The organism is Variovorax sp. P1_H12_2 (genome assembly GCF_056405335.1).
The window spans coordinates 1-20,509 of record NZ_JBFUCI010000066.1; the positions used below are offsets into that span (position 1 = coordinate 1).

A 20,509-nucleotide genomic window follows, 5' to 3' on the forward strand; every position below is an offset into this window, starting at 1 on the left:
CTACTACGTGATGCGCGATTCCTCAAATGGAATGGCGCTGGTCGGCAACTCGGCCCAGTACTCGGTCTACCAGGAAATGCGATATCAACAACGCATGAACAACGAGGATCTGCGAGAGGCTCAGATCGACGAGATGAATAACGTGGATTGGGGCACGTGGGGCGGTGGCGGCGCGGCCTTTGTCGGCGGTTTCGCCCGTTGAGCGAGCGATCGGCGATCGGCTCTTTCGACAATCGTTAGCTCGACCCCATCGAGCTGCTTCAGCGAGACGACGGCGCGGATTCTCGAGATCGCTCTGCGCAACCTCGAGGAGGCGGGATTCTTCCAGGCCGATGAAGCCGCCGGGGGCGGCCACGCGATGGATGAATAGGCATACCGCGCATCGACTAGCATGCTCGGCATGACCCCATTGCAGTTTGAACTCGACCGCCTGTACGGACTGGGCGTGAACGCCGCAGATGGCGCCACCCCGGGCGTCGGACAAGCAGGGGCCCAGCGTGGCATCCGAGCCGTGGTGCTGGAGCTGGCGCTACCCGCGGGTTGGGGACAGCTTTCTTCAGTCTGGAAGGGGACCCAATCGGATCTCGACCTTCCTGCCCCCGCCATTGCGGTCTCTGGCACAGACGGGCTGCAGCTGTGGTTCTCCCTTGCGTTGCCGATCTCGCCGAGTGTCGGCGCGCTTTTCTTGCGGGGCCTCCGTGCACGCTACCTGTCGGACGTCGGGGCGACGCAGGTGCGTCTGATCACCGAGACGGCTGAATGTCCGGCTGCGCCGCCCGTCGAGACCAGCCCGGACCGCTGGTCGGCGTTCGTCGCCCCCGATCTGGCGTCAGTGTTCGCCGATACACCGTGGCTGGACTTTCCTCCGACCGTCGAAGGCCAGGCGGCGCTTCTGCGAGCGCTCGAGCCTATTCGACAAGTGGCCTTCGAAGCCGCATTGAACCGGCTTGGCGCGATCGAAGGCGAGGAGTCCCGCGAGCCGCCCACCTCGAAGCTGTCCGGTGCGGCAGAAGTGCAGACGTGCGAGCAAGGAGACATCGATGCGGTACGCTTTCTGAGAGGCGTCATGAACGACGAGACGGCGCCCCTGGCATTGCGGATCGAAGCCGCAAAGGCCTTGCTTCCCTATGCCAAGAGCTCGTAGTCAGCTGCCGGGTTGACGCACCGGCATCGTCCCTTTGTCGCGCAGCGTGTCGGCGCCCAGATCACATCGAACAGCCGCAGTATGCTTGCTGAACTGCGCATCGMCAGGTTTCTCACTCGTCGCTCATGCCATCTCTCAGCCGCGTCCCCCAGCATCCGCAGCGCGCGGAACTGCACAACGAAGTCCATGCCCGCCCGCCGGAGGCGCTGACAGGCGCCTTGAGCATTGCGCACGTCGTGATGCTGGCCGACGCTGAGCAACGCGCGCAGAGTCGAGCGCATCTTGCAAGGCTGTTGCGCGACCATCATTTGACGCCACCTGACGAGAACACCACGCATTTGCGGGTCGAAGTCGGATCGCTTCGCTTGCGCTGGGAACTGCATACGGAATTTGTCACCTGGACGTTCACGATGCATGAACAAGCTCCAGCAAGCCATCCTCGCCTGCCAGCCAGCGCGATCAATGCCGTGCCGCAGGACTGGCTCAGCGGGCTTCCCGGGCAGTGCCTCTGCAGCCTCGATCTCTGGGTATTTTCAGAGCATGGAAGCGTCGGAGACATCTACGTCAGGGAGATGCTCAATGAGCAGACGCTGGTAGGGTCCAGCGTCGCGGGCGAGCAGGCGCAGGTGTATACGGACTTCGCCATCCACGCCGACGGCTCTTCCCGCATCTTGCTTTTCGCGAACGAGTTGCAGCCTCGTCGACTCGGGCGACTGGTGCAGCGGATCCTTGAGATCGAGACATACCGAATGGCGGCCCTGCTCGGATTGCCAGCGGCGCGGCAGGCAGGCGAGGCGCTGGGCAGCGCCGAAGGCGAGTTGGCAGCTCTCGCGCAAGCCATTCGCAGCGCCGACCGCGACGCGGAACCTGTCCTGCTGGACCGGCTCACGCGACTCGCCGGGGAAGCCGAGAGCCAGCATGCAGCCACGCATTCGCGACTTTCCGCCAGCAGCGCCTACTTCGAGCTGCTGGACCAGCGCATCGCGCAGATTTCCGAAGCAAGGCTGGATGGTCTTCAGAGCATTGCCGAGTTCATGGACCGACGCCTGACCCCGGCGCGAAAAACTTGCGAATGGGCGGTCAGGCGACAGGATTCTCTGTCCCAACGCGTCTCCAGAATGAGCAATCTTTTGCGCACTCGCGTGGAGATCGAACAGCAGCAAAGCAGCCAGGCGCTGCTGGAAGCCCTGAACCGCCGGCAGGACCTTCAACTGAAGCTGCAGGCCACCGTGGAAGGACTCTCGGTTGCGGCCATTACCTACTACATCGTCGGCCTCGTGAGCTATCTTGCCAAAGGCGCTCAGAAAATCGGCTGGCCGATGTCACCGGAAACCTCGGCTGCACTGGCGATTCCTTTCGTTGCGTTCAGCATCTGGTGGTCGCTGCGGCGCCTTCATCGAAGAGTGTTCGTCCACTAGGACAAGGACATCGCTGTCGAGGCTGGTCTCGATCGCAGCCAGGTGGCACTGCGGCGGCAGCGTCTCATGGACGGCGGCGCCGATGCGCTTCGCAAGGACGCGCCGCGCACGGGTCGGCCTGCCATGGCGAGTCGGTCAGTCGAACTGTCCGCGGTTTCCCATGACCAGGACGCGGTTGCGCCGCCTGTCGGCGGCGATCTCCCGCGCGAACGCTTCGCTGCTGCCTTCGGCCGGCATGTTGTGGGAGTCGCGCAGTCGCGCGCGCAGCGCTTCGCCTCGCAGCACGCGGTTGATCTCGGAATTGAGATGCTGCACCACCGCGGGCGGCGTGCTCGCGGGCGCGAAGATCCCGAACAACGAATCACGGTTGGCCCGCTCGAAGCCCAGTTCGGCGAGCGTTGGCACCGTCGCCAACGCCTCGACACGCGCTGGCGCGCCCACGGCCAGCGCCTGGAGGCGGCCGTTCTCGATGTACTGAAGCTGCTGTGCCGCGACGTTGGTCGAGAGCACTTCGAACTGCCCGCTTAGCGCATCGTTGAGCTGCGGGCCGCCGCCTTGGTAAGGAATGTGCGTGATGTCGGTGCGGCTCTGCATGCGTACTTGCGCCAGCACCATGTGGCCGATGGTCGCTACGCCCGAGGTTGCTCAGCGCACCGCGCCGGGTCGGCTGCGCGCGAGTGCGATCAGATCCCCGAACCCGTGGCCCGCGAAGGACGGGGTGCCCACCACCAGCACCGGTGTGCGCATCACGCCGGCAACGGGCGTGAAGCCGTGCAGCGAGTCGTAGGACACGCGCGCGAGCAGCGGGTGCAGCGTCAGCGGGCTGATGGCGGAGAAGGCCAGCGTGCAGCCGTCGGGCGCCGAACGCGCGAGCACGCCCATGCCGAGGCTGCCGCCCGCACCGGAGCGGTTCTCGATCAGGACCGGCACGCCGAGCGACTGCGACAACGGTTCGGCCAGCGCCCGTGCCATGCCGTCGCTCACACCGCCGGGCGGGTAGACCACGATCAGCCGCACCGGCCGATCCGGCCACGCGGGCGGGGCGGCGCGCAGCAAATTCGGCGCGGCAAAGGCGGCCGCGAACAGCGCACCCGTGCCGCTCAAGAAGAGACGGCGTCGCGGCACCAGCGCGGCGCTCATGACCGCGGGTTCCCACTTGCGAGCCTGCGCAGCAGCGCAGTGAAATGCTGTGCGGGCAGGTTGTCTTCTTCGGCGCGGGACACCAGCGTGAGCGGGGCGTCGAGCTGGCCGCCGTCGGCCAGCCGGGCATAGGCGACGGCCGCCGCATGCACGCCGGCCATCGAGGCCGGCACCACCGACAGGCCCACGCCGGCCGCCACGAGGTTCAGGTTGGTCATCATGCGGTCGACCTCGGCCACCACGCGCGGGCGCAGCCCCTTGGCGTGGCACAGCGCGAGCAGCTCGGCGTAGAGGCCCGGCGCACCCGGGCGCCGCACGAGGATGAGACCTTCCTCGCACAGCTTCGCGAGCGGCAGCGGGCGCGAGTCCTTGCGCCGCGCAAGGGCGAAGCGATGGTCGCTGGGCATGGCGACGAGCACCGGCTCGCGCAGCAGCGTCTCGAACACCAGCCCGTCGGGGCGCGCCACTGGCACGCGCAGCAGGCCGCAGTGGAGGCGGCCCAGCGCCAGCGCCTCGGTCAGTTCGGCGGCGTTGTCCTCGCGGAGTTGCAGCTCCACATCCGGGTGCGTGCGTCGGAACGCGCGCAGCGCCTCGGGCATGAATTGATGCGCCGCCGCCGAGCTCGTGAAGCCGACCGCGAGCCTGCCGGCCTGGCCTTTCGCCACGCGCGCCATGCGCTGCTTCATGGCGTCCATGTCCTGCAGCAGGCGCAGCGCCTCGACCTGGAACAGCCGGCCCGCGTCGGTGAGCGCCACGCCGCGCGGATGGCGCCTGAACAGCAGTACGCCGAGCTCGCGCTCGAGCGCCTTGATCTGCAGGCTCAGGGGCGGCTGCTGGATGCCGATCTGCTCGGCCGCACGCGTCATGTGGCCGGTCTCGGCGACGGCCACGAAGTAGCGCAGCGCTCTTATGTCCATATGTTTTTGATATTGGAAGTGCCCCTTTATTTTATTTGACCCGAAGTCACTCGTGAATCTATCGTCCGGCCGCCCATTCAAAAAGCGGCCCTTCGAGGCCGCATGCCGGAGACAAGTCCATGCGCACACCGCGCCCTGCCTCGATGATTCGCGCCGATCTTGGCGCCTGCCGCTCGTTCGCCACCGCGATCGGCGCATCCCTGCTTCTGGCGGCCTGCGGCGGCGGTGGAGGCGGCGGCACCGGCTTCTTCCCGGCCGCATCCACGACCCAGCCCGCCGCCAACAGCAACACCCCCTCCGCCAACGAGCCGTCCGACAACCCGCCGCCCACGCCCGTGCAGCCGGTGGTGTCTTGCGCAGAGCTCAACGGCAAGAACCTGCCGGCCTCGACGATCGGCCTGCCCACGCAGGGCGCGACCGTCACCAGCGCCACCCCCGTGGCCGCGGGCGAGGCCGGCAATCTGCTGGGCGACTACTGCCGCGTGCGGGGCACCATCCAGCCGATCGACGCGGCCGCCTCGGTCATCAACTTCGCGGTCAACTTGCCCGAGCAATGGAACCGGAAGACCATCCACTTCGGCGGCGGCGGCTTCAACGGCCGGCTGATCGACGGCACCGAGACCGTGCGCTTCGGCCCTGCCGACAAGCCGGCGCCGCTGGCGCTCGGCTACGCCACCTACGGCGACGACTCGGGCCACCAGTCGAGCAGCATCACCGACGGCCGCTTCGCCGCCAACGACGAGGAGCTTGCCAACTACGGCAGCCAGTCGCTCAAGAAGACGCGCGACGTCGCGCAGGCGCTGATACTCGCGCGCTATGGCCTGCCACCGAAGCACGCCTACTTCCTCGGCACCTCGACCGGTGGCCGCGACGCGCTCAGCTACATCCAGCGCTGGCCGCTCGACTACGACGGCGCAATCGCCAACGAGCCCGCGCTCAACTACACCGGCACCCGGCTGTCGAACGTGGCCGTGGGCCGCGCGCTCTACGGCAACGGCGGCGCGGGCTGGATGAACGTGGCCAAGACGCTGCTGGTGCAGAAGACCGCGATGCAGGCCTGTGACAAGCTCGACGGCGCGGCCGACAGCATCGTGAGCAACGTGGAGAGCTGCCGGCTGCTGAACACGCAGATCCTGGCCTCGCTGCGCTGCAGCGGCGGCTTCGACACGGGCGACGCCTGCCTGTCGGACGCGCAGCTCGCCACCGTCCGCACCATCGAGTCTCCGCTCGATTTCACGACCTACTTGCTCGCCAACGGCGTGAAGCGCGCGGGCGGCTACAACATCCTCGAAGGCGCGCTGGTCGCGGGCCCGTACACCACGCGCGACCTCGGAACGCGCAAGGTGCCGGCCAATCCGGCCACCTCGGCCGACGCCAACATGTACGTCACGGGCGACCAGTGGGTGAAGTACTTCGTTGCGCGCAGCGTGGGCTTCGACTCCCTGGCTTTCGATCCGCTGGACCCGGGCAGCTACACGGCGCGCGTGACCGAGGTGTCGAACCTGACCGACGCCACCGACCCGAATCTCACGCCCTTCCTCGCGCGCGGCGGCAAGCTCATCCTGTTGCACGGCCTGGCCGACGAGGTGATCAGCCCCAATTCGACCATCGACTACTACCAGCAACTCGTCGCCACCGTGGGCCGGGACTCGGTCGCGCGGAACGTGCGCTTCTACACCGTGCCCGGCATGGGCCACGGCACTGGCAGCTTCATTCCCAACTGGGATTCGCTGGCGGCGCTCGAGGGCTGGGTCGAGGGCGGTCTGGCACCCGCCACCGGGGTGGCGGTCGATGCCGTGGCGGGCACCTACGGCCGCACGCGCCCTCTGTGCCAGTTCCCGGCCTGGCCCAAGTACCGCGGCAGCGGCAGCCTCGACGCCGCCGTCAACTACAGCTGCGTGACCGAGGTCGGCGACCCGCTGGCCTGCCCGCACCTGCCTGCGACGGCCAGCACCTACAAGGGCGGCAACAGCTTCGGCGAAGAGCTCAGCGTGGCGATCGATCCGTCCACCATGGCCTATGCCGTGACCATCGAGGCGAGCCTCCAGCGAAGCGCTGGCACGCAGCGCAGCGGTTCATTGGTGGCGCAAGGGCAGTGCAGCTACGCCAGCAGCGAGGCCGGGGCGCTGTTCACCTTCGCGCCGGGCGGCGTGCTGCTCGGCGGCGTCAACGCGCCCGTGGGCGGCGGCTTCGCACCGCTGCTGGCCTTCCAGACCACTTTCGAGAACGCGGGAACGCCCACTGTGTTCAACCCGGTGGCGAACATCTTCAACGCGGTGGGCGTGCAGCAGGGATCGGGCGCCGCCGCTGCCCAGGCCGCATCGGTCAGACTGCGCAACGCCGGGACCTTCCAGTACTGCCGCGACCCGGTCTCGGGCGGCTTCATGGTCTACGACGCCAACTGCACCCGGACCGAGAAGGGCTACATCACCTACAACGCGACGCGCAAGGCCTTCGACCTGTTCACCACCTCGCCGACGGGCGGCGCCGCCACCAGCGGCGGCACGCTCAGCGGCTCGATGGTGATCGGCCTGGTGAACGGCAGCCCGGTGCCGCTGCACCTGGTGCGCGAATCGGCCGCCAATGCGGGGCTGCGCATGTTCTCGCTGCAGCAAAGCCTGATGGCCGGCTCGGCCGACGGCAGCTATGCGATGGTCAGCGTCCAGGGCGAGAACCACGAGGCCACGGTGGCCGGCAGCGCCCTGAACCTCGGCGGCGCCACCGCGGCGCTGAGCCCCGACACGCCGGTGCCCGGGGTGGTGCAGGCCGATGCGGGCCGGCCGGGGCATTTCATCTTCAACAGCGGCGTGCTCGGATTCGTGTCCGCCGCGGGAGCGAACGCGGCGCTGGAACTCGGAGTACGCCATTGATGAACAAGCGCCTGCGCCTCGGCGCATTCGCCTTGCTGGCCGCCGCACCGCTGCTGTCCGCGCACGGCGCGCCTGCCGCGCCCAAGCCGACCGCCTGCCCCGCGCCGGTGCCCAAGGCCGCGCGCTGCTACACCGGCGAGGACGGAGCGGGCGCCTTCTACTGGATCGCGATCCCGAAGGACTGGAACCGGGTGCTCGTGATGCACGCCCACGGCGGCCCCGAGACCGGCCCGCCGACGCTGGAACGCAGCGAGGAAGACCTCAAGCGCTGGGCCGTCACCGTGAAGGCCGGCTACGCCTGGGCGGGGTCGACCTATCGCCGCGGCGGCTACGGCGTGACCATGGCGGCCGAAGATACCGAGCGCCTGCGCCGGATCGTCGTGCGCGAATTCGGCCAGCCGCGCCGCACGCTGCTGCACGGCCAGAGCTACGGCGCGGGCGTCGCCGCGAAAGCCGCCGAGACCTATGCGCCGGTGGGCGCCGCGAAGAGCCCTTACGACGGCCTGCTGCTGACCAACGGCGTGCTCGGCGGCGGCAACAACGCCTACGACTTCCGGCTCGATCTGCGCGTGGTCTATCAACAGGTCTGCGGCAATCATCCGCGCTCCGACGAACCGCAGTACCCGTTGTGGCTGGGCCTGCCGATGGACGCCAGGCTCACGCGCGCCGAGCTCGCCGCGCGCGTCAGGGAGTGCACCGGCGTCGRCCTTCCCGCGGCGCAGCGCTCACCCGAGCAGGCGGCGCGGCTCCAGACCATCCTGTCGGTCGTGAAGATCCAGGAACGTTCGCTGGTCGGCCACCTGAACTGGGCGACCTGGCTCTTCCAGGACCTGGTGCAGCAGCGCCTGAACGGCCGGAACCCCTTCGGCAACATCGGCGTGGTCTACCAGGGCTCGACCGATGACGCGGCGCTCAATGCCCGCGTCGCGCGCTACGCAGCCGATCCACGGGCCTTGGGCGCGCTGGCGGCAGACAGCCAGCCCACCGGCCGCACCGCGCTGCCGACCGTGGCGCTGCATGCGATCGACGACCCGACGGCTTTCGTCGAACTGGAGAACACCTACCGCCGCATCCGCGACGCCGCCGGCACCGGCGACCTCCTGGTGCAGAGCTTCAGCGCCGAGCGCGAGCACAGCTACCTGAGCGATTCGGAATACCCCGCGCTCTTCGCCGCGCTGCTCGACTGGATCGACAAGGGCGAGAAGCCCACGCCCTTAGGCCTCGCGCAGCGTTGCGCCGCGTTGATGGCGCGCTACGACACCGACGGCCGAAACGGCTGCCACATCAAGCCCGGATGGCAGCCGCCCGCGCTCGAAACCCGGGTGCCTTCCCGCACCCCCTGATTCCTTGTTCCAACCTTGACGGAGACTTGATGAAGAAACTGTTCACCCTCGCGGCAGTCGCCATTGCCGCCACCGGCGCCCACGCGCAGGACTTTCCCGCGGGCAAGCCCGTGACCCTCGTCGTGCCCTTCGCGGCTGGCGGTCCCACCGACCGCGTGGCGCGCCACCTGGCCGAGGCGCTGCGCAAGCCGCTCGGCGGCGGCACGGTGATCATCGACAACGTGCCCGGCGCCGGCAGTTCGATTGGTGCGGCCAAGGTGGCTCGCGCCGCACCCGATGGCTACACGCTGCTGCTGAACCACATCGCGATGGCGACCGTGCCCAGCCTGGTGCGCAACGTTCCGTTCAAGGTTGAGACCGACTTCGAGTACCTGGGGATCGTCAACGACGTGCCGATGACGCTGATTTCCAAGCCCGGCATTCCGGCTGCCAACTACAAGGAACTGGCGACTTGGATCGCGGCCAACAAGGGCAGGATCGATATTGGCAACGCGGGCGTGGGCTCGGCCTCGCACCTGTGCGGATTGCTCTACCAGAGCGCGACCAAGACCGAGATGACCCCGGTGCCCTACAAGGGCACGGCGCCCGCCATCACTGACCTGATCGGCGGCCAGATCGACCTCTTGTGCGACCAGACCACCAACACCACGCCGCAGATCCAGGCCGGCAAGGTGAAGGCGTTCGCGGTGACGACGCCCAGGCGGCTCGAGCTGCCGTTGCTGAAGGACCTGCCCACGCTCGACGAAGCGGGGCTGAAGGACTTCCAGGTGACGATCTGGCACGGCCTCTATGCGCCGAAGGGAACTCCGCCGGCGATCACCAAGAAGCTCAATGATGCGCTCAGGGTCGCGCTGAAGGACCCGGACTTCATCCACCGCGAGGAACTGCTGGGCGCCGTGGTTGCGACGGACCGCCGCATCGAGCCCGCGGGCCACAGGAAGTTCGTGGCCGACGAAATCGCGAAGTGGACGCCGGTCATCAAGGCGGCGGGGGTGTACGCGGACTGATTCAAGCGTCTCGAAGCCGGAATGGCAGTCGACTGAGATGCTGAGCGGCCGGTTCGATCAGATCGACTGGCGATTACCCATGGGGATCGACGGCAAAGGCAGCAACGATCGGCGCGACCGATTCAAGGAACGCGAAAGCGTCGTCTGACAGCGGAACCGGCGAGAGATCGAAGTGGCAAAGGATCCCCCACAAATGACCACTCGGCGCTACGAGCGCGGTGCCGTGGTAGGAAATCAGATTGAACGGAGTCCCCTCGTACGCGTGTCCTGCGAGCCGCGGGTCATTTGAAGAATTGTTGGTTCTGAAGGGAGTGCCGGGCCTGATGAATTGGCCGAGGCTCTTGTCGAGCGGCAGCGCGGACAAGAATGCCGGCTGCCTCTTGCCCAGCGCGTCATGCAGACAGACGTTCTTCAGAACGAGGCCAGCGAACCTGTAGACCGCGGTGTAGCGATGGGGCACGCTGTCGTTCAAATAGGCGAGACCACCCGCAAGACCCTGCGTCTTGAGGATCTGCGAGAAGTCGTTCAAGACCTGGACCGAGGTCATGCGAGATGATGCGTTGCCGCCGTTCGGGAGCACGAGCGAAGCGTCGCGGGCGGGCTGCTGCCTATCCGCACTTCGGCGCGCAGACCAGATGGTTCTTGCCAAGGAAGCGGCGCGACGTCAGCGCGGTGCGAAGCACGAATTTCCCGCACTTGAAGCATGACATCATGGATTCGGCTCGCGGCGTTGTGATGAGGGAGCCTGGCGCCTTCTTGACGTAGCGCAGACCATCCTGGGTGAGTTGGGTGTCGGACATGGGCGTCATTTTACCCGGGCACAATTCGATACAAACGACTGGAGGGCATGGCCTGCATCGCCCTTGGGTACGACGCAGCCCCGGGGTAGTCCCGAGCATGCGCGGTCACCGGCGCCTGACGCTACGATGGCCGCTCACAGCTTCACGACAGCATGCCGACCGCCCCGACACCCATCGACTTCCGAGCGCCGTCACACGAGGTTGCGCGCCTGCTGATCGGCGTCACGCTGCTGGTCGATGGCGTCGGCGGCCGCATCGTGGAGACCGAGGCCTACGACCGCGAAGATCCCGCCTCGCATTGCTTCGGCGGCCTCACGCCGCGCAACGCAGCGATGTTCGGGCCGCCCGGTCACGCTTACGTCTATCGCTCCTACGGCATCCACTGGTGCCTCAACTTCGTCTGCCGCGAAGCCGGGCACGGCGCCGGCGTGCTGATCCGAGCCATCGAGCCGACGCACGGGATCGCCCGCATGCRCGAGCGCCGCGGGCTCGACGCGCCCCGGCTGCTGTGCGCCGGACCCGGCCGGGTCGGCCAGGCGCTGGGCATCGACGCCAGCTTCTATGGCAGGGCGCTCGACGCGCCGCCCTTCGAGCTGCTGGCGGCGCCCGAGGCCCAGCCGCCGTTGCCGATCGCGGTGGGTCCGCGCATCGGCATCTCGAAGGCGATCGCGCAGCCCTGGCGCTTCGGCGTCCAAGGCTCGCGCTATCTCAGCAAACCGTTCAAGCCCTGACGGCGCGCCACGCGCCGGCCATGAACACCTTGCGCGAAATCGTCATCGTCCTGCTCGTGCGATGGGGTCGTCCAGGCGCRCCATCAGCGCCGCCCGCACCTCCTTCTTGAGCACCTTGCCCACCTTGGAGCGCGGCAGTTCGGGCCAGATCTCGATCTGCTTGGGGGCCTTGACGCTGCCGATGCGCGCCTTCACGAAGGCCTTGACCTCGTCGGCGTCGACCGTGCGGCCCGGATGCAACTGGAGCACGGCGACGACGCGCTCGCCCCACTTCTCGTCGGGCAGGCCGACGACCGCGGCGTCCTGCACGTCGGGGTGCTGCAGCAGGATCTGCTCGACTTCGGCCGAGTAGACGTTGAAGCCGCCCGAGATGATCATGTCCTTGGCGCGGTCCACGATGTAGAGGAAGCCTTCGGCGTCCAGATGGCCGATGTCGCCCGTGTGGTGCCAGCCGTGGCGCGACGCCTCCTGCGTCGCCTGCGGGTCCTTGTAGTAGCCGAGCATGACCAGCGAGCCGCGCACCACGATCTCGCCGGTCTCGCCGGTCGCCAGCAGCGCGCCGTCCTTGTCCATCACGGCGACCTGCACCAGGGGGCCCGGGCGTCCGGCGGAAGCCAGCCGCTGGCGCGCCACGCTGCCGTCGGCGTTGAAGTGGTCCCTGGGCGCCATCATCGAGATCATCATCGGCGCCTCGGTCTGCCCGAACAATTGCGCCATGACCGGTCCGATCTTGACCAGCGCCTCTTCCAGCCGGGCCGCCGACATCGGCGCCGCCCCGTACCAGAAGCACTGCAGCGACTCGAGCCGGGTCGTGGCCAGGTCAGGATGCTGCAGCAGCATGTAGATCAGCGTGGGGGGCAGGAAGGTGTGCGTGATCGCGCAGTGCGCGATCAGCCGCAGGAACTCGCCCAGGTCCGGCTTCGGCATGATCACGACTTCGCCGCCCAGTGCCATCACCGGCAGGCAGAGGACGCCGGCCGCATGCGTCAGCGGCGCCAGTGCGAGGTAGGCCGGGCGGCCCTCGAAGGGATAGCCCATCAGGGTCAGCGCGGACATGCTTTCCAGGTTGCGGCCGGACAGCATCACGCCCTTGGGCTGGCCGGTGGTGCCGCCGGTGCCGGCGATCATCGCGACGTCGTCCACGACCGGTATCTCGAGCGGCGCGTCGCTCGCATCCGCCAGCCACGCGTCCAGCGAAGGTGCCCATGCCAGCGCCTGGTCGATGCACACCAGCGTGGTGATCCGGGGCAGGCCCGCGCGCATCTGTTCGACCAGCGGCGCATAGTGGCTGTGAAAGATCAGGCAGGTGCAGTCGAAGGCATCGAGCACGAAGCGGTTCTCCGCCGCCTCGTTGCGCGGGTTGATCGGACACCACACGGCCGCGGCGCGCGACAGCCCGAACACGCAGGCGAACGCGATCGGGTCGTTGCCCGAGAGCACCGCCACCTTGGCCCCCGGCTCGACGCCGCTGCGCTGCAGCGCGCGTGCGACCCGACAGCTCAGGCGCTGCACGTCGGCGTACGTGAGGCGTGTGTCGCCCATGCGCAGGCAGGCGGCCGAGGGGCCCAGCGAGGCGCCCTTGTCCAGATAGTCGATCAGACGCATGGGGCGCCCTCCAGCAGTGGCGCCGGGCCGCGGCCCCGGCGCCGGCGTTTCATCGATGGACGGTCAGCACGGGTTCCATCACCAGGCCGAAGCTCTGCAGCACGCCCAGCAGTTCCCGATGCCCGAAGGCCTGGCAGGCGGACGCAAAGCCGACGCGCCTGGGCGGCTGCTGCAGCAGCGAATAGGCCGCATGGGCCTGCAGCAATCCGGTCTGCTTGTAGTTGCAGTTGCCGTGGATCACGCAATGCACGCGCGCCAGCGGGCCGGAGCCATACACCGAGTCGAGCGAAATGTTGACCCGGGGGTTCTCGCGCGGCGGCATGCCGGCCTGGATGGAGGCGGCGATGCTGGCGAGCTGTGCCTCGCGCTGCTCGGGCGGCAGCGGCGCGATCTGCTCTTCGTACATCTTCTGCGTGGCGACGAAGCCTTGCATCACCTCGCGCGCGAACACGCCGCCGAGGGCCTTGCAGTTGGCCACGCGCGGGTCGTTCCTGAACCAGACCGGGTGCGCGGTGCCGGCCCAGGGCGTCACCAGCGCCGGCAGGTGCTGGCCCGGAACCACCACCTCGTAGTGCGTGCTTTGCGGCCACTCGACGAACTTGTTCTGCTCCAGGTAGTACCACTTGGCCTTCAGGATCGTGAAGATGGTCTGCGTGGAGGCGTAGGTCGGCAGCCCCTTCCACAGCACCAGGATGTCCAGCGTGTCGACCCCCGGGGTTTCGAGGCAGATGTGGGCCGCGATTTCGCCCGTGGTGTACATCTGCGCCACGCCGGGCGACAGCAGAAGGCCCTTGTCGGCGAACTTCTGGCCCCAGCGTTCCTGGGCCTCCAGCAGCCAGTCCTGCTCGCCCGTGGTGTCGGTGTAGTGGCACCCGGCGGCCAGGCAGGCCTCGGCCACCTCATGGCCGTACTTGATGAACGGCCCCACCATGTTGCTGACCGTCCTGGCGCCGCGGAACAGTTCGGTCAGCGCGTCCACGTTGTGCTCGACGCCCACGACTTCATAGTCGGCCGTCTCGATGCCCGGGATCTTGTCCATCACCGCCTGCACGCGCGCCTTGTCGCGGCCGGCGGCAATGAAGGGAATGTTCAGCTCGCGCAGGTACTCGCACACCAGGCGACCGGTGTAGCCCGATGCGCCGTACACCACCACGGGTTTCTTGCTGCTGCTCATGATGTCTCGTCCTTCGTTGGGGTTGCGGAATGCGGGCGGGGCTCACATGCCCATGCCGCCGTCGACCGGCAATCCGGCGCCGGTGATGAAGCGCGCGGCGTCCGAACACAGGAAGACCACGGCATCGGCCATCTCGCCGACCTCGCCGAGACGGCCCAGCGGGGTCTGCCCGATCACGTCGCCGACGGCCGCCTCGACGCTGGGCGCCAGACCGGCGGCCACGATGTCGCCGGCCAGCTTCATGCCCATGTCGGTGGGCACCAGGCCCGGGTAGATGCAGTTCACGCGCACGCCGTAGCCCAGCTTGCCGGACTCCATCGCCGCCACGCGGGTCGCGCGGTCGACGGCGGATTTGGTGGCGGAGTAGCCGGCGATGGCCGGGAAGGCGATGGTCGCGGCCACCGACGAGATGTTCACCACCGCGCCGCCCTTGCCGGCGCTGCCGCCGGGGCGCATCGCGCGGAATGCGTGCTTCATGCCCAGCAGGCTGCCGGCCACGTTGACTTCCAGCATGCGCCGCAGATCGGCGGCTTCGACGTCGACCACCAGCGAGGTGATCTCGATGCCGGCGTTGTTGACCAGGATGTCGAAGCCGCCGAGTTCCTTGACCGTGGCCGCGGCGGCGCTGGCCCAGTCCTCGTCCTGCGTCACGTCCAGGGGCGTGAAGCCGACCTGGGCGCCCGAGGCCGAGAGCCGGGCCGCGGTCTCCCGTCCCAGGTCGGCGAGAACGTCGCCAATCATCACCGCCGCGCCGGCCGCCGCCAGCGCCTCGGCGATGCCGGCGCCGATACCGCGCGCACCACCGGTCACCAGGGCCTTTCGCCCTTTCAGATCGAACTTGGCCATCGCTTGTCTCCTGATAGGTGTGGGTCGAGATGGAAAGGGCATCGTAGAAAGTCGTCTATCCAACTGTCAAGCTTTTATTGGACGACTGTCAAGATTCTCTAGAATGATTGGGCGCGCGACGTTCGCCAGAGAGCGAATGGGTGCCGTGCTATGGTTTGAAATCACTGAGCAGAAGATGACGTCACAACAGGAAAAGCGCGCGCAGAGGGTGTCCAGGGCGCGGGTCGACAAGTTCGCCGAGCGCCGCGAAGAGTTGGGCGAGGCCGCATTGACCACGCTGGCCGCGCTGGGCTACGCCCGCAGCAGCCTGCGCGAGATCGCGCAGAACTCGGAGTTCTCGCACGGCGTGCTGCACTACTACTTCAAGGACAAGTTCGACCTGATCATCTGCAGCGTGCGGCGCTACAAGGCGCGCTGCGTCACGCGCTACGACGAGGTCACGGCCACGGCGACCAGCTACGACCAGCTGATGACCGGCTTCGTGGAGGCGCTGGGCGCCACGCTGCGCGACGAGGCGCCGCTGCACCGCCTGTGGTACGACCTGCGGGCCCAGGCGCTGTTCGAGGAAGCGTTTCGCGCCGACGTCGCCGAACTCGACAAGGGGCTGGAACACATGATCTGGCGTGTCATGAGCCGCTTCGCCGAACTCGCGGGCGGACCCTGCGGCCTGCCGCCTTCAGCGGCCTACGCCTTGTTCGACGGCCTCTTCCAGCAGGGCCTGCTCAGGCACCTGTCGGGAGACACGCAGGCCGTCGCCGCGATGCAGGAAGACGTGCGTCGGTCGATCGACCAGTTGTTCATGGGGGTTCGTCGCGTTGCCGGCCGCGTGCCGACCCGGCGCCCGAAGGCGCGCGCGAGCGCAGCGTCGGCCAGTTAGCGCTGCACGGCCTCGCCGGGCCTGCCGTCAGGTCGACGATGCCGAGTTGCTGCCGGTTGCCGCTCCCGGATATCCCGACGCGGGCGTTTCTGGCAGATTATCGACAAACGCCACTTCACCATTTTCTATACCAGCCAACGGCGAACCGATCAATCCCGAGGCCTGGCGCTACGAAGTGGTCTGTGAACGGCGTTGTCCGATTGTCGACACCTGGTGGCAGATCGAGACCGGCGCCACGTACGTGGTCGTCCGTGTGCACTCGGATAGGCAGCGCCCGAGGGCAGTCCTAGCATCGCGCGAGGGTGCGGCGGCTGCTGCTCCTGCCGGCATGCCGTCTGCGAGGTCCGGTGCACTGTTCAACCACGAGCGAGAAAAAATCATGAAATCAAACAAGTTCATCCTGGTCCTGTGTTCCGTCGTGCTGGCCGCAGGGTGCGTCAGCAAGCAGACCTACAACACCGAGGTCCAGAAGGCCAACGCGTATTCGGCCCTCAGCCAGCAGCTCTCGGGCGAACTCAGCGCCGACCAGGCGCAGATCACGCAGCTGCAGAACCAGCTCAAGGTGACGATGGTCAACGAGATCCTGTTCCCTGAAGGCAGCTGGACCCTCGGCGCCAAGGGCGAGCAGACGCTGGCCAAGATCGCGCCGACCCTGTCCAACCTGCCGGGTCAGCAGATCGTGGTCGAAGGCTTCACCGACAACGTGCCGATCGGTCCGGACCTGAAGCGGCGCTTCCCGTCGAACCTCGAGCTGTCCTCGGCGCGGGCGGACGATGTCGTGCGCTTCCTCACTTCGAAGGGCGTGCCGCCGAACTCGATCTCGGCGCAGGGCTTCGGCGAGTCGCGCCCGGTGGCCCCCAACGACACGCCGCAGGGCAGAGCCAAGAACCGCCGCGTCGAGATCGTCATCTCGGCCGCCAGCCGGCCGTAGCCGGCGCTTCAGGCCTGATCGAGGCCGTACGCAGGCCGCGCGGTTTCGATCAGCTTCACGAGCGTGTGCAGCACGCGATTGGCAGGTGTCCGGACGCCCAGCGTTGCGCCGCGCCGGACCACGTACCCATTGAGGTGATCGATCTCGCTGCGCTTGCCGCGCGCGAGATCCTGCGCCGTCGATGAGTACTGCGCGGGCATGGTGGCGGCCAGTCCGAGTACCACGGCCTCGATGTCGGCGGGCAGCGCGACACCGTCCGCCCGCGCCACCTCGACGCACTCGGCGACCACATCGCGCATCACCTGGTCGACGCCTTCGCCCTGCACCAGCCGGCCATACGGCAACTGCGCGATGGCCGACAGGGCGTTGTAGGCGCAGTTGAGGATCAGCTTGACCCACAGCGAGGCGCGCACGTTGGCCGAGATCTCGGTGGGCACACCGGCCGCGATGAACATGCGCGCCACCGCCTCGCTGCCGCTCGACGGCTCGATGACGAGCTCGCCGCGGCCATGGTGCCGCAGGTGGCCCGGGCCGGCCATCTCGGTGGCGACATAGACCACCGCGGCGGCGACGATGTGGCCGGGAAGCACCGCGCGCAGGCGGTCCGCGTTGTCGACGCCATTCTGCAGCGCGAGCAGCATCGCATCGGGCGCCAGGTACGGCCGCAGCTGCGCCGCGGCGGATTCGGTGTCGGTCGACTTGACGCAGAACAGCACGGTCTGCGCGCCGCGCACGGCCTCGGCTTCGGTGCTGGCCGAGAGTTGCACGTGCTCGTCGAAGCTGCCCGTCTCGAGCCGAAGGCCGGCGAGCCCGATGGCCTGGACATGCGCCGGCCGGCCGATCAGCACCACCTCATGGCCGGCGCGGGCCAGCATGCCGCCGTAATAGCAGCCTACGGCGCCTGCGCCCATCACGGCAATTCGGATTCCCATGTTCTTGCTCCGGTGTTGCGGCATCGCGCGAGCGCGGCCTGCCGCCCGCATCGTACCGTTCGCATCGAGCCGGGGAGGGCGCCTGCGCGGGCACAAATTATTTCAAAGTGGTGTCGATTTCGGCGATCCCGATTCGACGTAGTGTCAGAGCCGCCGTCTATCCTGAATCGACTTCAGGGCCGTGCGGTTCAACAACCACTCAAGGAGAAATGATCATGCGTGTCATGGTGATGGTGAAGGCCACGAGCCAGTCGGAGGCCGGAGAGATGCCCAGCACGGAGCTGCTTGCGGCCATGGGCAACTTCAATGAGGAACTCGTCAAGGCCGGCGTGCTGCTCGCGGGCGAAGGCCTGCACCCGAGCGTCCGCGGCAAACGGGTGCGCTTCTCGGGCAGCCAGCGGACCGTGATCGACGGGCCGTTCACGGAAACCAAGGAACTCGTCGCCGGGTTCTGGCTGTGGCAGGTCCAGTCGATGGAGGAGGCCGTCGAATGGGCCAGGCGCTGCCCCAACCCCATGCCGGGCGACTCCGAGATCGAGATTCGCCCGCTGTTCGAGGCCGCCGATTTCGGCGCCGAACTCACACCCGAACTGCGGGCCCAGGAAGAACGGCTGCGCGCCGAGACCGAAGGCGCGGCGAACAAGCCCCGCTGACGGCCACCCGCGGCGCCTCGGCTGGCCGCGCCGGCGCGGCCTGAGGCGTCTTGCTACTTCCGGGCCTTGGCGATCTCGGCCATGAGTTCGTTCACGGTCGCTTCGCCGACCGACGCGGTGTACTTGTCGATGACCGGCTTCACCTTCTCGCGCAGCTTGGCCATTTCCGCCGGAGGCAGTTCGGTCACCGTCATGCCCGCCTTCTTGAGCGCCTCGAGCGCGCTGTCGGCCGCGCCGCGCGATGCCTGGCGCTGGAAGGTGGTGGCTTCGGTGGCCGAGTCGGCGATGATCTTCTTCTCCTGCTCGCTCATGCCGTCCCAGGTCTTCTTGCTGACGATCAGTGCCTGCGGGTTGTAGATGTGGCGGGTCTGCGTGAGGTATTTCTGAACCTCCGCGAACTTGGACGACAGGATCACCGTGTTGGGATTCTCCTGGCCGTCGACCGCCTTCTGGTCCAGCGCGGAATACAGCTCCGGGAACGGCAATGGCGTGGCATTGGCACCCAGGGCGCTGAAAAGGTCGACGTAGATCGGCGACTGGATCACGCGAATCTTCAGGCCCGAGATGTCGTCCGCCTTGGCGATCGGGCGCTTGCTGTTGGTGAGGTTTCGAAAGCCGAGATCCCAGTAGCCGAGGCCATGCAGGCCCTTGTCCTCCAGCTTGCCGAACAGCTTCTGGCCGAAGGGCCCGTCAGTGACCGCGTCGGCCTCCTGCCCGTTGTTGAAGAGGAAAGGGAAGTCGTAGGCAGCGAATTCCTTGACCTGTGCGCCGAGGATGCCGGCGTTCAAGACGGTGATCTCGACCGTGCCGCCTTGCAGCGCCGACACGGTCTGCAGGTCACCGCCGAGCGTACCGCCGGGGAACAGCTTGACCGTGATCTGCCCGCCCGATTTCGCAGACACCAGGTCGGCGAACTTCTGGGCGCCCTGCGCTTGCGGGTGGCCCGTCTGGTTCTGGAACGCGAACTTCAATGTGCGCTCCTTGATTTGCGCGCCGGCACTGGCCATTGCCAACATCGCGGCGGCAGCGATCAACGTCTTCCAGATGCGAATCTTCATGTGAGTGTCTCCTGTCGGTTTGAGTGAAGCGGGCGTGGCGGGTGTCAGGCGCCGAGCCATCTGGCCGGCCAGATGACCAGCCACGGGAACAGCACCATCACGAACATGATCACGAACTCCGCGATCATGAAAGGCACCACGCCTTTGGTGACGTCGTCCATCGAGATGCGTCCCACCCCGGCGACCACGTTGAGCACGGTCCCCACGGGCGGCGTGACCAGGCCGATGGAGTTGTTGATGATGAAGAGGACGCCGAAGTAGACCGGGTCGATGCCCGCCGCCTTCACGATCGGCATGAGGACCGGCGTCAGGATCAGGATGGTCGGCGTCATGTCCATGGCGGTGCCGACGATCATCACCAGCACCATGATGGCGAACATCAGCAGGATCTTGCTGCCCATGAAGGGCTCCAGAAGCCCGACGACCTTCGACGGCAGATCGGCCACCGTGATCAGCCACGCGCTGACCATCGCCGCGGCGATGAGGAACATCACGATCGCGCTGGTCTTGGCGGCATTGACGAAGATGGCGTACAGGTCCTTCCAGCGCAGTTCGCGGTAGATCACCGTCGAGACGAACAGCGCATACACCGCGGCGACCACGGCCGCTTCCGTCGGCGTGAAGACGCCCATGCGCAGACCGACCAGGATGATCACCGGCAGGAACAGCGCCCACAGCGCCTGGCGGAACGCCCGCAAGATGTCGACGCCCGACTTGCGCGGCGGCGGAACGATCTTCTCGCTGCGCACCAGCCAGGCCCAGGTCAGCCACAGGGCGGCACCGATCAGCAGGCCGGGCACGATGGCCGCCAGGAACAGCTTGGAGATGGAGACATTGGCCGCAACGCCGAAGATCACGAGCCCGATGCTCGGCGGAATGACGGGGCCGATGACGCCGGTGGCGGCGATCAGCCCGCCGGAGCGCGCCTTGTCGTGCCCGGCGCTGACCATCATGGGCAGCAGCAGGGCGGTCAAGGCCGCCGCATCGGCCACGGCCGAGCCCGACAACGCCGACAGCAGGCACCCGGCCAGGATGGTCACGTAGCCCAGGCCGCCTTTCACAT

Annotated in this window: 19 protein-coding genes and 1 pseudogene; 10 read left to right on the forward strand and 10 right to left on the reverse strand. The window is 67.6% G+C overall.

Features of this window, described 5'->3' with window-relative positions; all coding sequences use genetic code 11:
• The 3 genes from AC1D2K_RS09500 to AC1D2K_RS09510 all read left to right on the forward strand — a co-directional run.
• Window positions 1-202 (forward strand): hypothetical protein (locus AC1D2K_RS09500; protein ID WP_478088265.1); only part of this gene is annotated, 202 nt, incomplete at its 5' end.
• A 189-nt stretch (window positions 203-391) separates the two neighbouring features.
• Entirely contained in the window at window positions 392-1,144 is a 753-nt protein-coding gene (locus AC1D2K_RS09505) for a hypothetical protein (protein ID WP_478088267.1), read from the forward strand.
• Between the two features lie 125 nt (window positions 1,145-1,269).
• Window positions 1,270-2,562 (forward strand): DUF3422 family protein, encoded by a 1,293-nt coding sequence (locus AC1D2K_RS09510; RefSeq protein WP_478088270.1) that lies wholly within the window; start codon window positions 1,270-1,272, stop codon window positions 2,560-2,562.
• 135 nt (window positions 2,563-2,697) lie between these two features.
• On the opposite strand, the pseudogene AC1D2K_RS09515 reads toward AC1D2K_RS09510, so the two are convergent.
• Both AC1D2K_RS09515 and AC1D2K_RS09520 read right to left on the reverse strand, forming a co-directional pair.
• Window positions 2,698-3,702, reverse strand: a pseudogene (locus tag AC1D2K_RS09515) (Bug family tripartite tricarboxylate transporter substrate binding protein).
• Window positions 3,699-4,619 carry a LysR family transcriptional regulator gene (locus AC1D2K_RS09520; RefSeq protein ID WP_478088272.1) on the reverse strand — a complete coding sequence of 307 codons (921 nt, stop codon included), beginning with the start codon at window positions 4,617-4,619 and terminating at the stop codon, window positions 3,699-3,701. The pseudogene AC1D2K_RS09515 and the gene AC1D2K_RS09520 overlap by 4 nt, the downstream one beginning before the upstream one ends.
• Before the next feature lie 119 nt (window positions 4,620-4,738).
• Between AC1D2K_RS09520 and AC1D2K_RS09525 the strand changes: the two genes are divergently transcribed.
• Genes AC1D2K_RS09525 through AC1D2K_RS09535 form a run of 3 tightly spaced genes read left to right on the forward strand, consistent with a single transcriptional unit; the run spans window position 4,739 to window position 9,839 of the window.
• Entirely contained in the window at window positions 4,739-7,489 is a 2,751-nt protein-coding gene (locus AC1D2K_RS09525) for a tannase/feruloyl esterase family alpha/beta hydrolase (protein WP_478088274.1), read from the forward strand.
• Window positions 7,489-8,832, forward strand: coding sequence for an alpha/beta hydrolase family protein (locus AC1D2K_RS09530; protein ID WP_478088276.1), 1,344 nt, complete (start codon window positions 7,489-7,491; stop codon window positions 8,830-8,832). The genes AC1D2K_RS09525 and AC1D2K_RS09530 overlap by 1 nt, the downstream gene beginning before the upstream one ends.
• A 29-nt stretch (window positions 8,833-8,861) precedes the next feature.
• Entirely contained in the window at window positions 8,862-9,839 is a 978-nt protein-coding gene (locus AC1D2K_RS09535) for a tripartite tricarboxylate transporter substrate-binding protein (RefSeq protein WP_478088278.1), read from the forward strand.
• Window positions 9,840-9,912: 73 nt separating this feature from the next.
• On the opposite strand, the gene AC1D2K_RS09540 is transcribed toward AC1D2K_RS09535, so the two are convergent.
• Window positions 9,913-10,386, reverse strand: coding sequence for a GAF domain-containing protein (locus tag AC1D2K_RS09540; protein ID WP_478088280.1), 474 nt, complete (start codon window positions 10,384-10,386; stop codon window positions 9,913-9,915).
• A 61-nt stretch (window positions 10,387-10,447) separates the two neighbouring features.
• A complete protein-coding gene (locus tag AC1D2K_RS09545) occupies window positions 10,448-10,639 on the reverse strand; it encodes a hypothetical protein (protein ID WP_478088282.1) in 192 nt (63 codons plus the stop codon).
• Between the two features lie 152 nt (window positions 10,640-10,791).
• On the opposite strand from AC1D2K_RS09545, the gene AC1D2K_RS09550 reads away from it, so the two are divergent.
• Window positions 10,792-11,370, forward strand: coding sequence for a DNA-3-methyladenine glycosylase (locus tag AC1D2K_RS09550; RefSeq protein WP_478088285.1), 579 nt, complete (start codon window positions 10,792-10,794; stop codon window positions 11,368-11,370).
• Between the two features lie 42 nt (window positions 11,371-11,412).
• On the opposite strand, the gene AC1D2K_RS09555 is transcribed toward AC1D2K_RS09550, so the two are convergent.
• Genes AC1D2K_RS09555 through AC1D2K_RS09565 form a run of 3 tightly spaced genes read right to left on the reverse strand, consistent with a single transcriptional unit; the run spans window position 11,413 to window position 14,995 of the window.
• Window positions 11,413-12,975 carry an acyl-CoA synthetase gene (locus AC1D2K_RS09555; RefSeq protein WP_478088287.1) on the reverse strand — a complete coding sequence of 521 codons (1,563 nt, stop codon included), beginning with the start codon at window positions 12,973-12,975 and terminating at the stop codon, window positions 11,413-11,415.
• A gap of 49 nt (window positions 12,976-13,024) precedes the next feature.
• Window positions 13,025-14,149 (reverse strand): DUF5938 domain-containing protein, encoded by a 1,125-nt coding sequence (locus AC1D2K_RS09560; RefSeq protein WP_478088290.1) that lies wholly within the window; start codon window positions 14,147-14,149, stop codon window positions 13,025-13,027.
• 42 nt (window positions 14,150-14,191) lie between these two features.
• Window positions 14,192-14,995 (reverse strand): SDR family NAD(P)-dependent oxidoreductase, encoded by an 804-nt coding sequence (locus AC1D2K_RS09565; RefSeq protein WP_478088291.1) that lies wholly within the window; start codon window positions 14,993-14,995, stop codon window positions 14,192-14,194.
• A gap of 175 nt (window positions 14,996-15,170) precedes the next feature.
• Between AC1D2K_RS09565 and AC1D2K_RS09570 the strand changes: the two genes are divergently transcribed.
• Together AC1D2K_RS09570 and AC1D2K_RS09575 are read left to right on the forward strand one after the other, a co-directional pair.
• Window positions 15,171-15,872 (forward strand): TetR/AcrR family transcriptional regulator, encoded by a 702-nt coding sequence (locus tag AC1D2K_RS09570; RefSeq protein WP_478088293.1) that lies wholly within the window; start codon window positions 15,171-15,173, stop codon window positions 15,870-15,872.
• Between the two features lie 379 nt (window positions 15,873-16,251).
• Window positions 16,252-16,803 (forward strand): OmpA/MotB family protein, encoded by a 552-nt coding sequence (locus AC1D2K_RS09575; RefSeq protein WP_478088295.1) that lies wholly within the window; start codon window positions 16,252-16,254, stop codon window positions 16,801-16,803.
• An 8-nt stretch (window positions 16,804-16,811) separates the two neighbouring features.
• Here the strand turns inward: AC1D2K_RS09575 and AC1D2K_RS09580 are convergent, their stop codons facing one another.
• Complete coding sequence (locus AC1D2K_RS09580; RefSeq protein ID WP_478088302.1) at window positions 16,812-17,729, reverse strand: ketopantoate reductase family protein; 918 nt, start codon at window positions 17,727-17,729, stop codon at window positions 16,812-16,814.
• A gap of 221 nt (window positions 17,730-17,950) precedes the next feature.
• Here AC1D2K_RS09580 and AC1D2K_RS09585 point away from each other — a divergent pair, with 221 nt between their 5' ends.
• Entirely contained in the window at window positions 17,951-18,388 is a 438-nt protein-coding gene (locus AC1D2K_RS09585; RefSeq protein WP_478088296.1) for a YciI family protein, read from the forward strand.
• 53 nt (window positions 18,389-18,441) lie between these two features.
• On the opposite strand, the gene AC1D2K_RS09590 is transcribed toward AC1D2K_RS09585, so the two are convergent.
• Window positions 18,442-19,446, reverse strand: a complete 1,005-nt coding sequence (locus AC1D2K_RS09590) for a TRAP transporter substrate-binding protein (protein ID WP_478088298.1) — start codon at window positions 19,444-19,446, stop codon at window positions 18,442-18,444.
• Between the two features lie 44 nt (window positions 19,447-19,490).
• A partial coding sequence (locus AC1D2K_RS09595; protein WP_478088300.1) for a TRAP transporter large permease occupies window positions 19,491-20,509 on the reverse strand: 1,019 nt, incomplete at its 5' end.

Excerpts from the sequence above, each read along its gene's own strand:
- AC1D2K_RS09505 (WP_478088267.1), top strand. The coding sequence starts at position 392 with ATGCTCGGCATGACCCCATTGCAGTTTGAACTCGACCGCCTGTACGGA.
- AC1D2K_RS09510 (WP_478088270.1), top strand. The coding sequence starts at position 1,270 with ATGCCATCTCTCAGCCGCGTCCCCCAGCATCCGCAGCGCGCGGAACTG.
- AC1D2K_RS09520 (WP_478088272.1), bottom strand. The coding sequence starts at position 4,619 with ATGGACATAAGAGCGCTGCGCTACTTCGTGGCCGTCGCCGAGACCGGC.
- AC1D2K_RS09525 (WP_478088274.1), top strand. The coding sequence starts at position 4,739 with ATGCGCACACCGCGCCCTGCCTCGATGATTCGCGCCGATCTTGGCGCC.
- AC1D2K_RS09535 (WP_478088278.1), top strand. The coding sequence starts at position 8,862 with ATGAAGAAACTGTTCACCCTCGCGGCAGTCGCCATTGCCGCCACCGGC.
- AC1D2K_RS09540 (WP_478088280.1), bottom strand. The coding sequence starts at position 10,386 with ATGACCTCGGTCCAGGTCTTGAACGACTTCTCGCAGATCCTCAAGACG.
- AC1D2K_RS09545 (WP_478088282.1), bottom strand. The coding sequence starts at position 10,639 with ATGTCCGACACCCAACTCACCCAGGATGGTCTGCGCTACGTCAAGAAG.
- AC1D2K_RS09560 (WP_478088290.1), bottom strand. The coding sequence starts at position 14,149 with ATGAGCAGCAGCAAGAAACCCGTGGTGGTGTACGGCGCATCGGGCTAC.
- AC1D2K_RS09565 (WP_478088291.1), bottom strand. The coding sequence starts at position 14,995 with ATGGCCAAGTTCGATCTGAAAGGGCGAAAGGCCCTGGTGACCGGTGGT.
- AC1D2K_RS09570 (WP_478088293.1), top strand. The coding sequence starts at position 15,171 with ATGACGTCACAACAGGAAAAGCGCGCGCAGAGGGTGTCCAGGGCGCGG.
- AC1D2K_RS09575 (WP_478088295.1), top strand. The coding sequence starts at position 16,252 with ATGAAATCAAACAAGTTCATCCTGGTCCTGTGTTCCGTCGTGCTGGCC.
- AC1D2K_RS09585 (WP_478088296.1), top strand. The coding sequence starts at position 17,951 with ATGCGTGTCATGGTGATGGTGAAGGCCACGAGCCAGTCGGAGGCCGGA.
- AC1D2K_RS09590 (WP_478088298.1), bottom strand. The coding sequence starts at position 19,446 with ATGAAGATTCGCATCTGGAAGACGTTGATCGCTGCCGCCGCGATGTTG.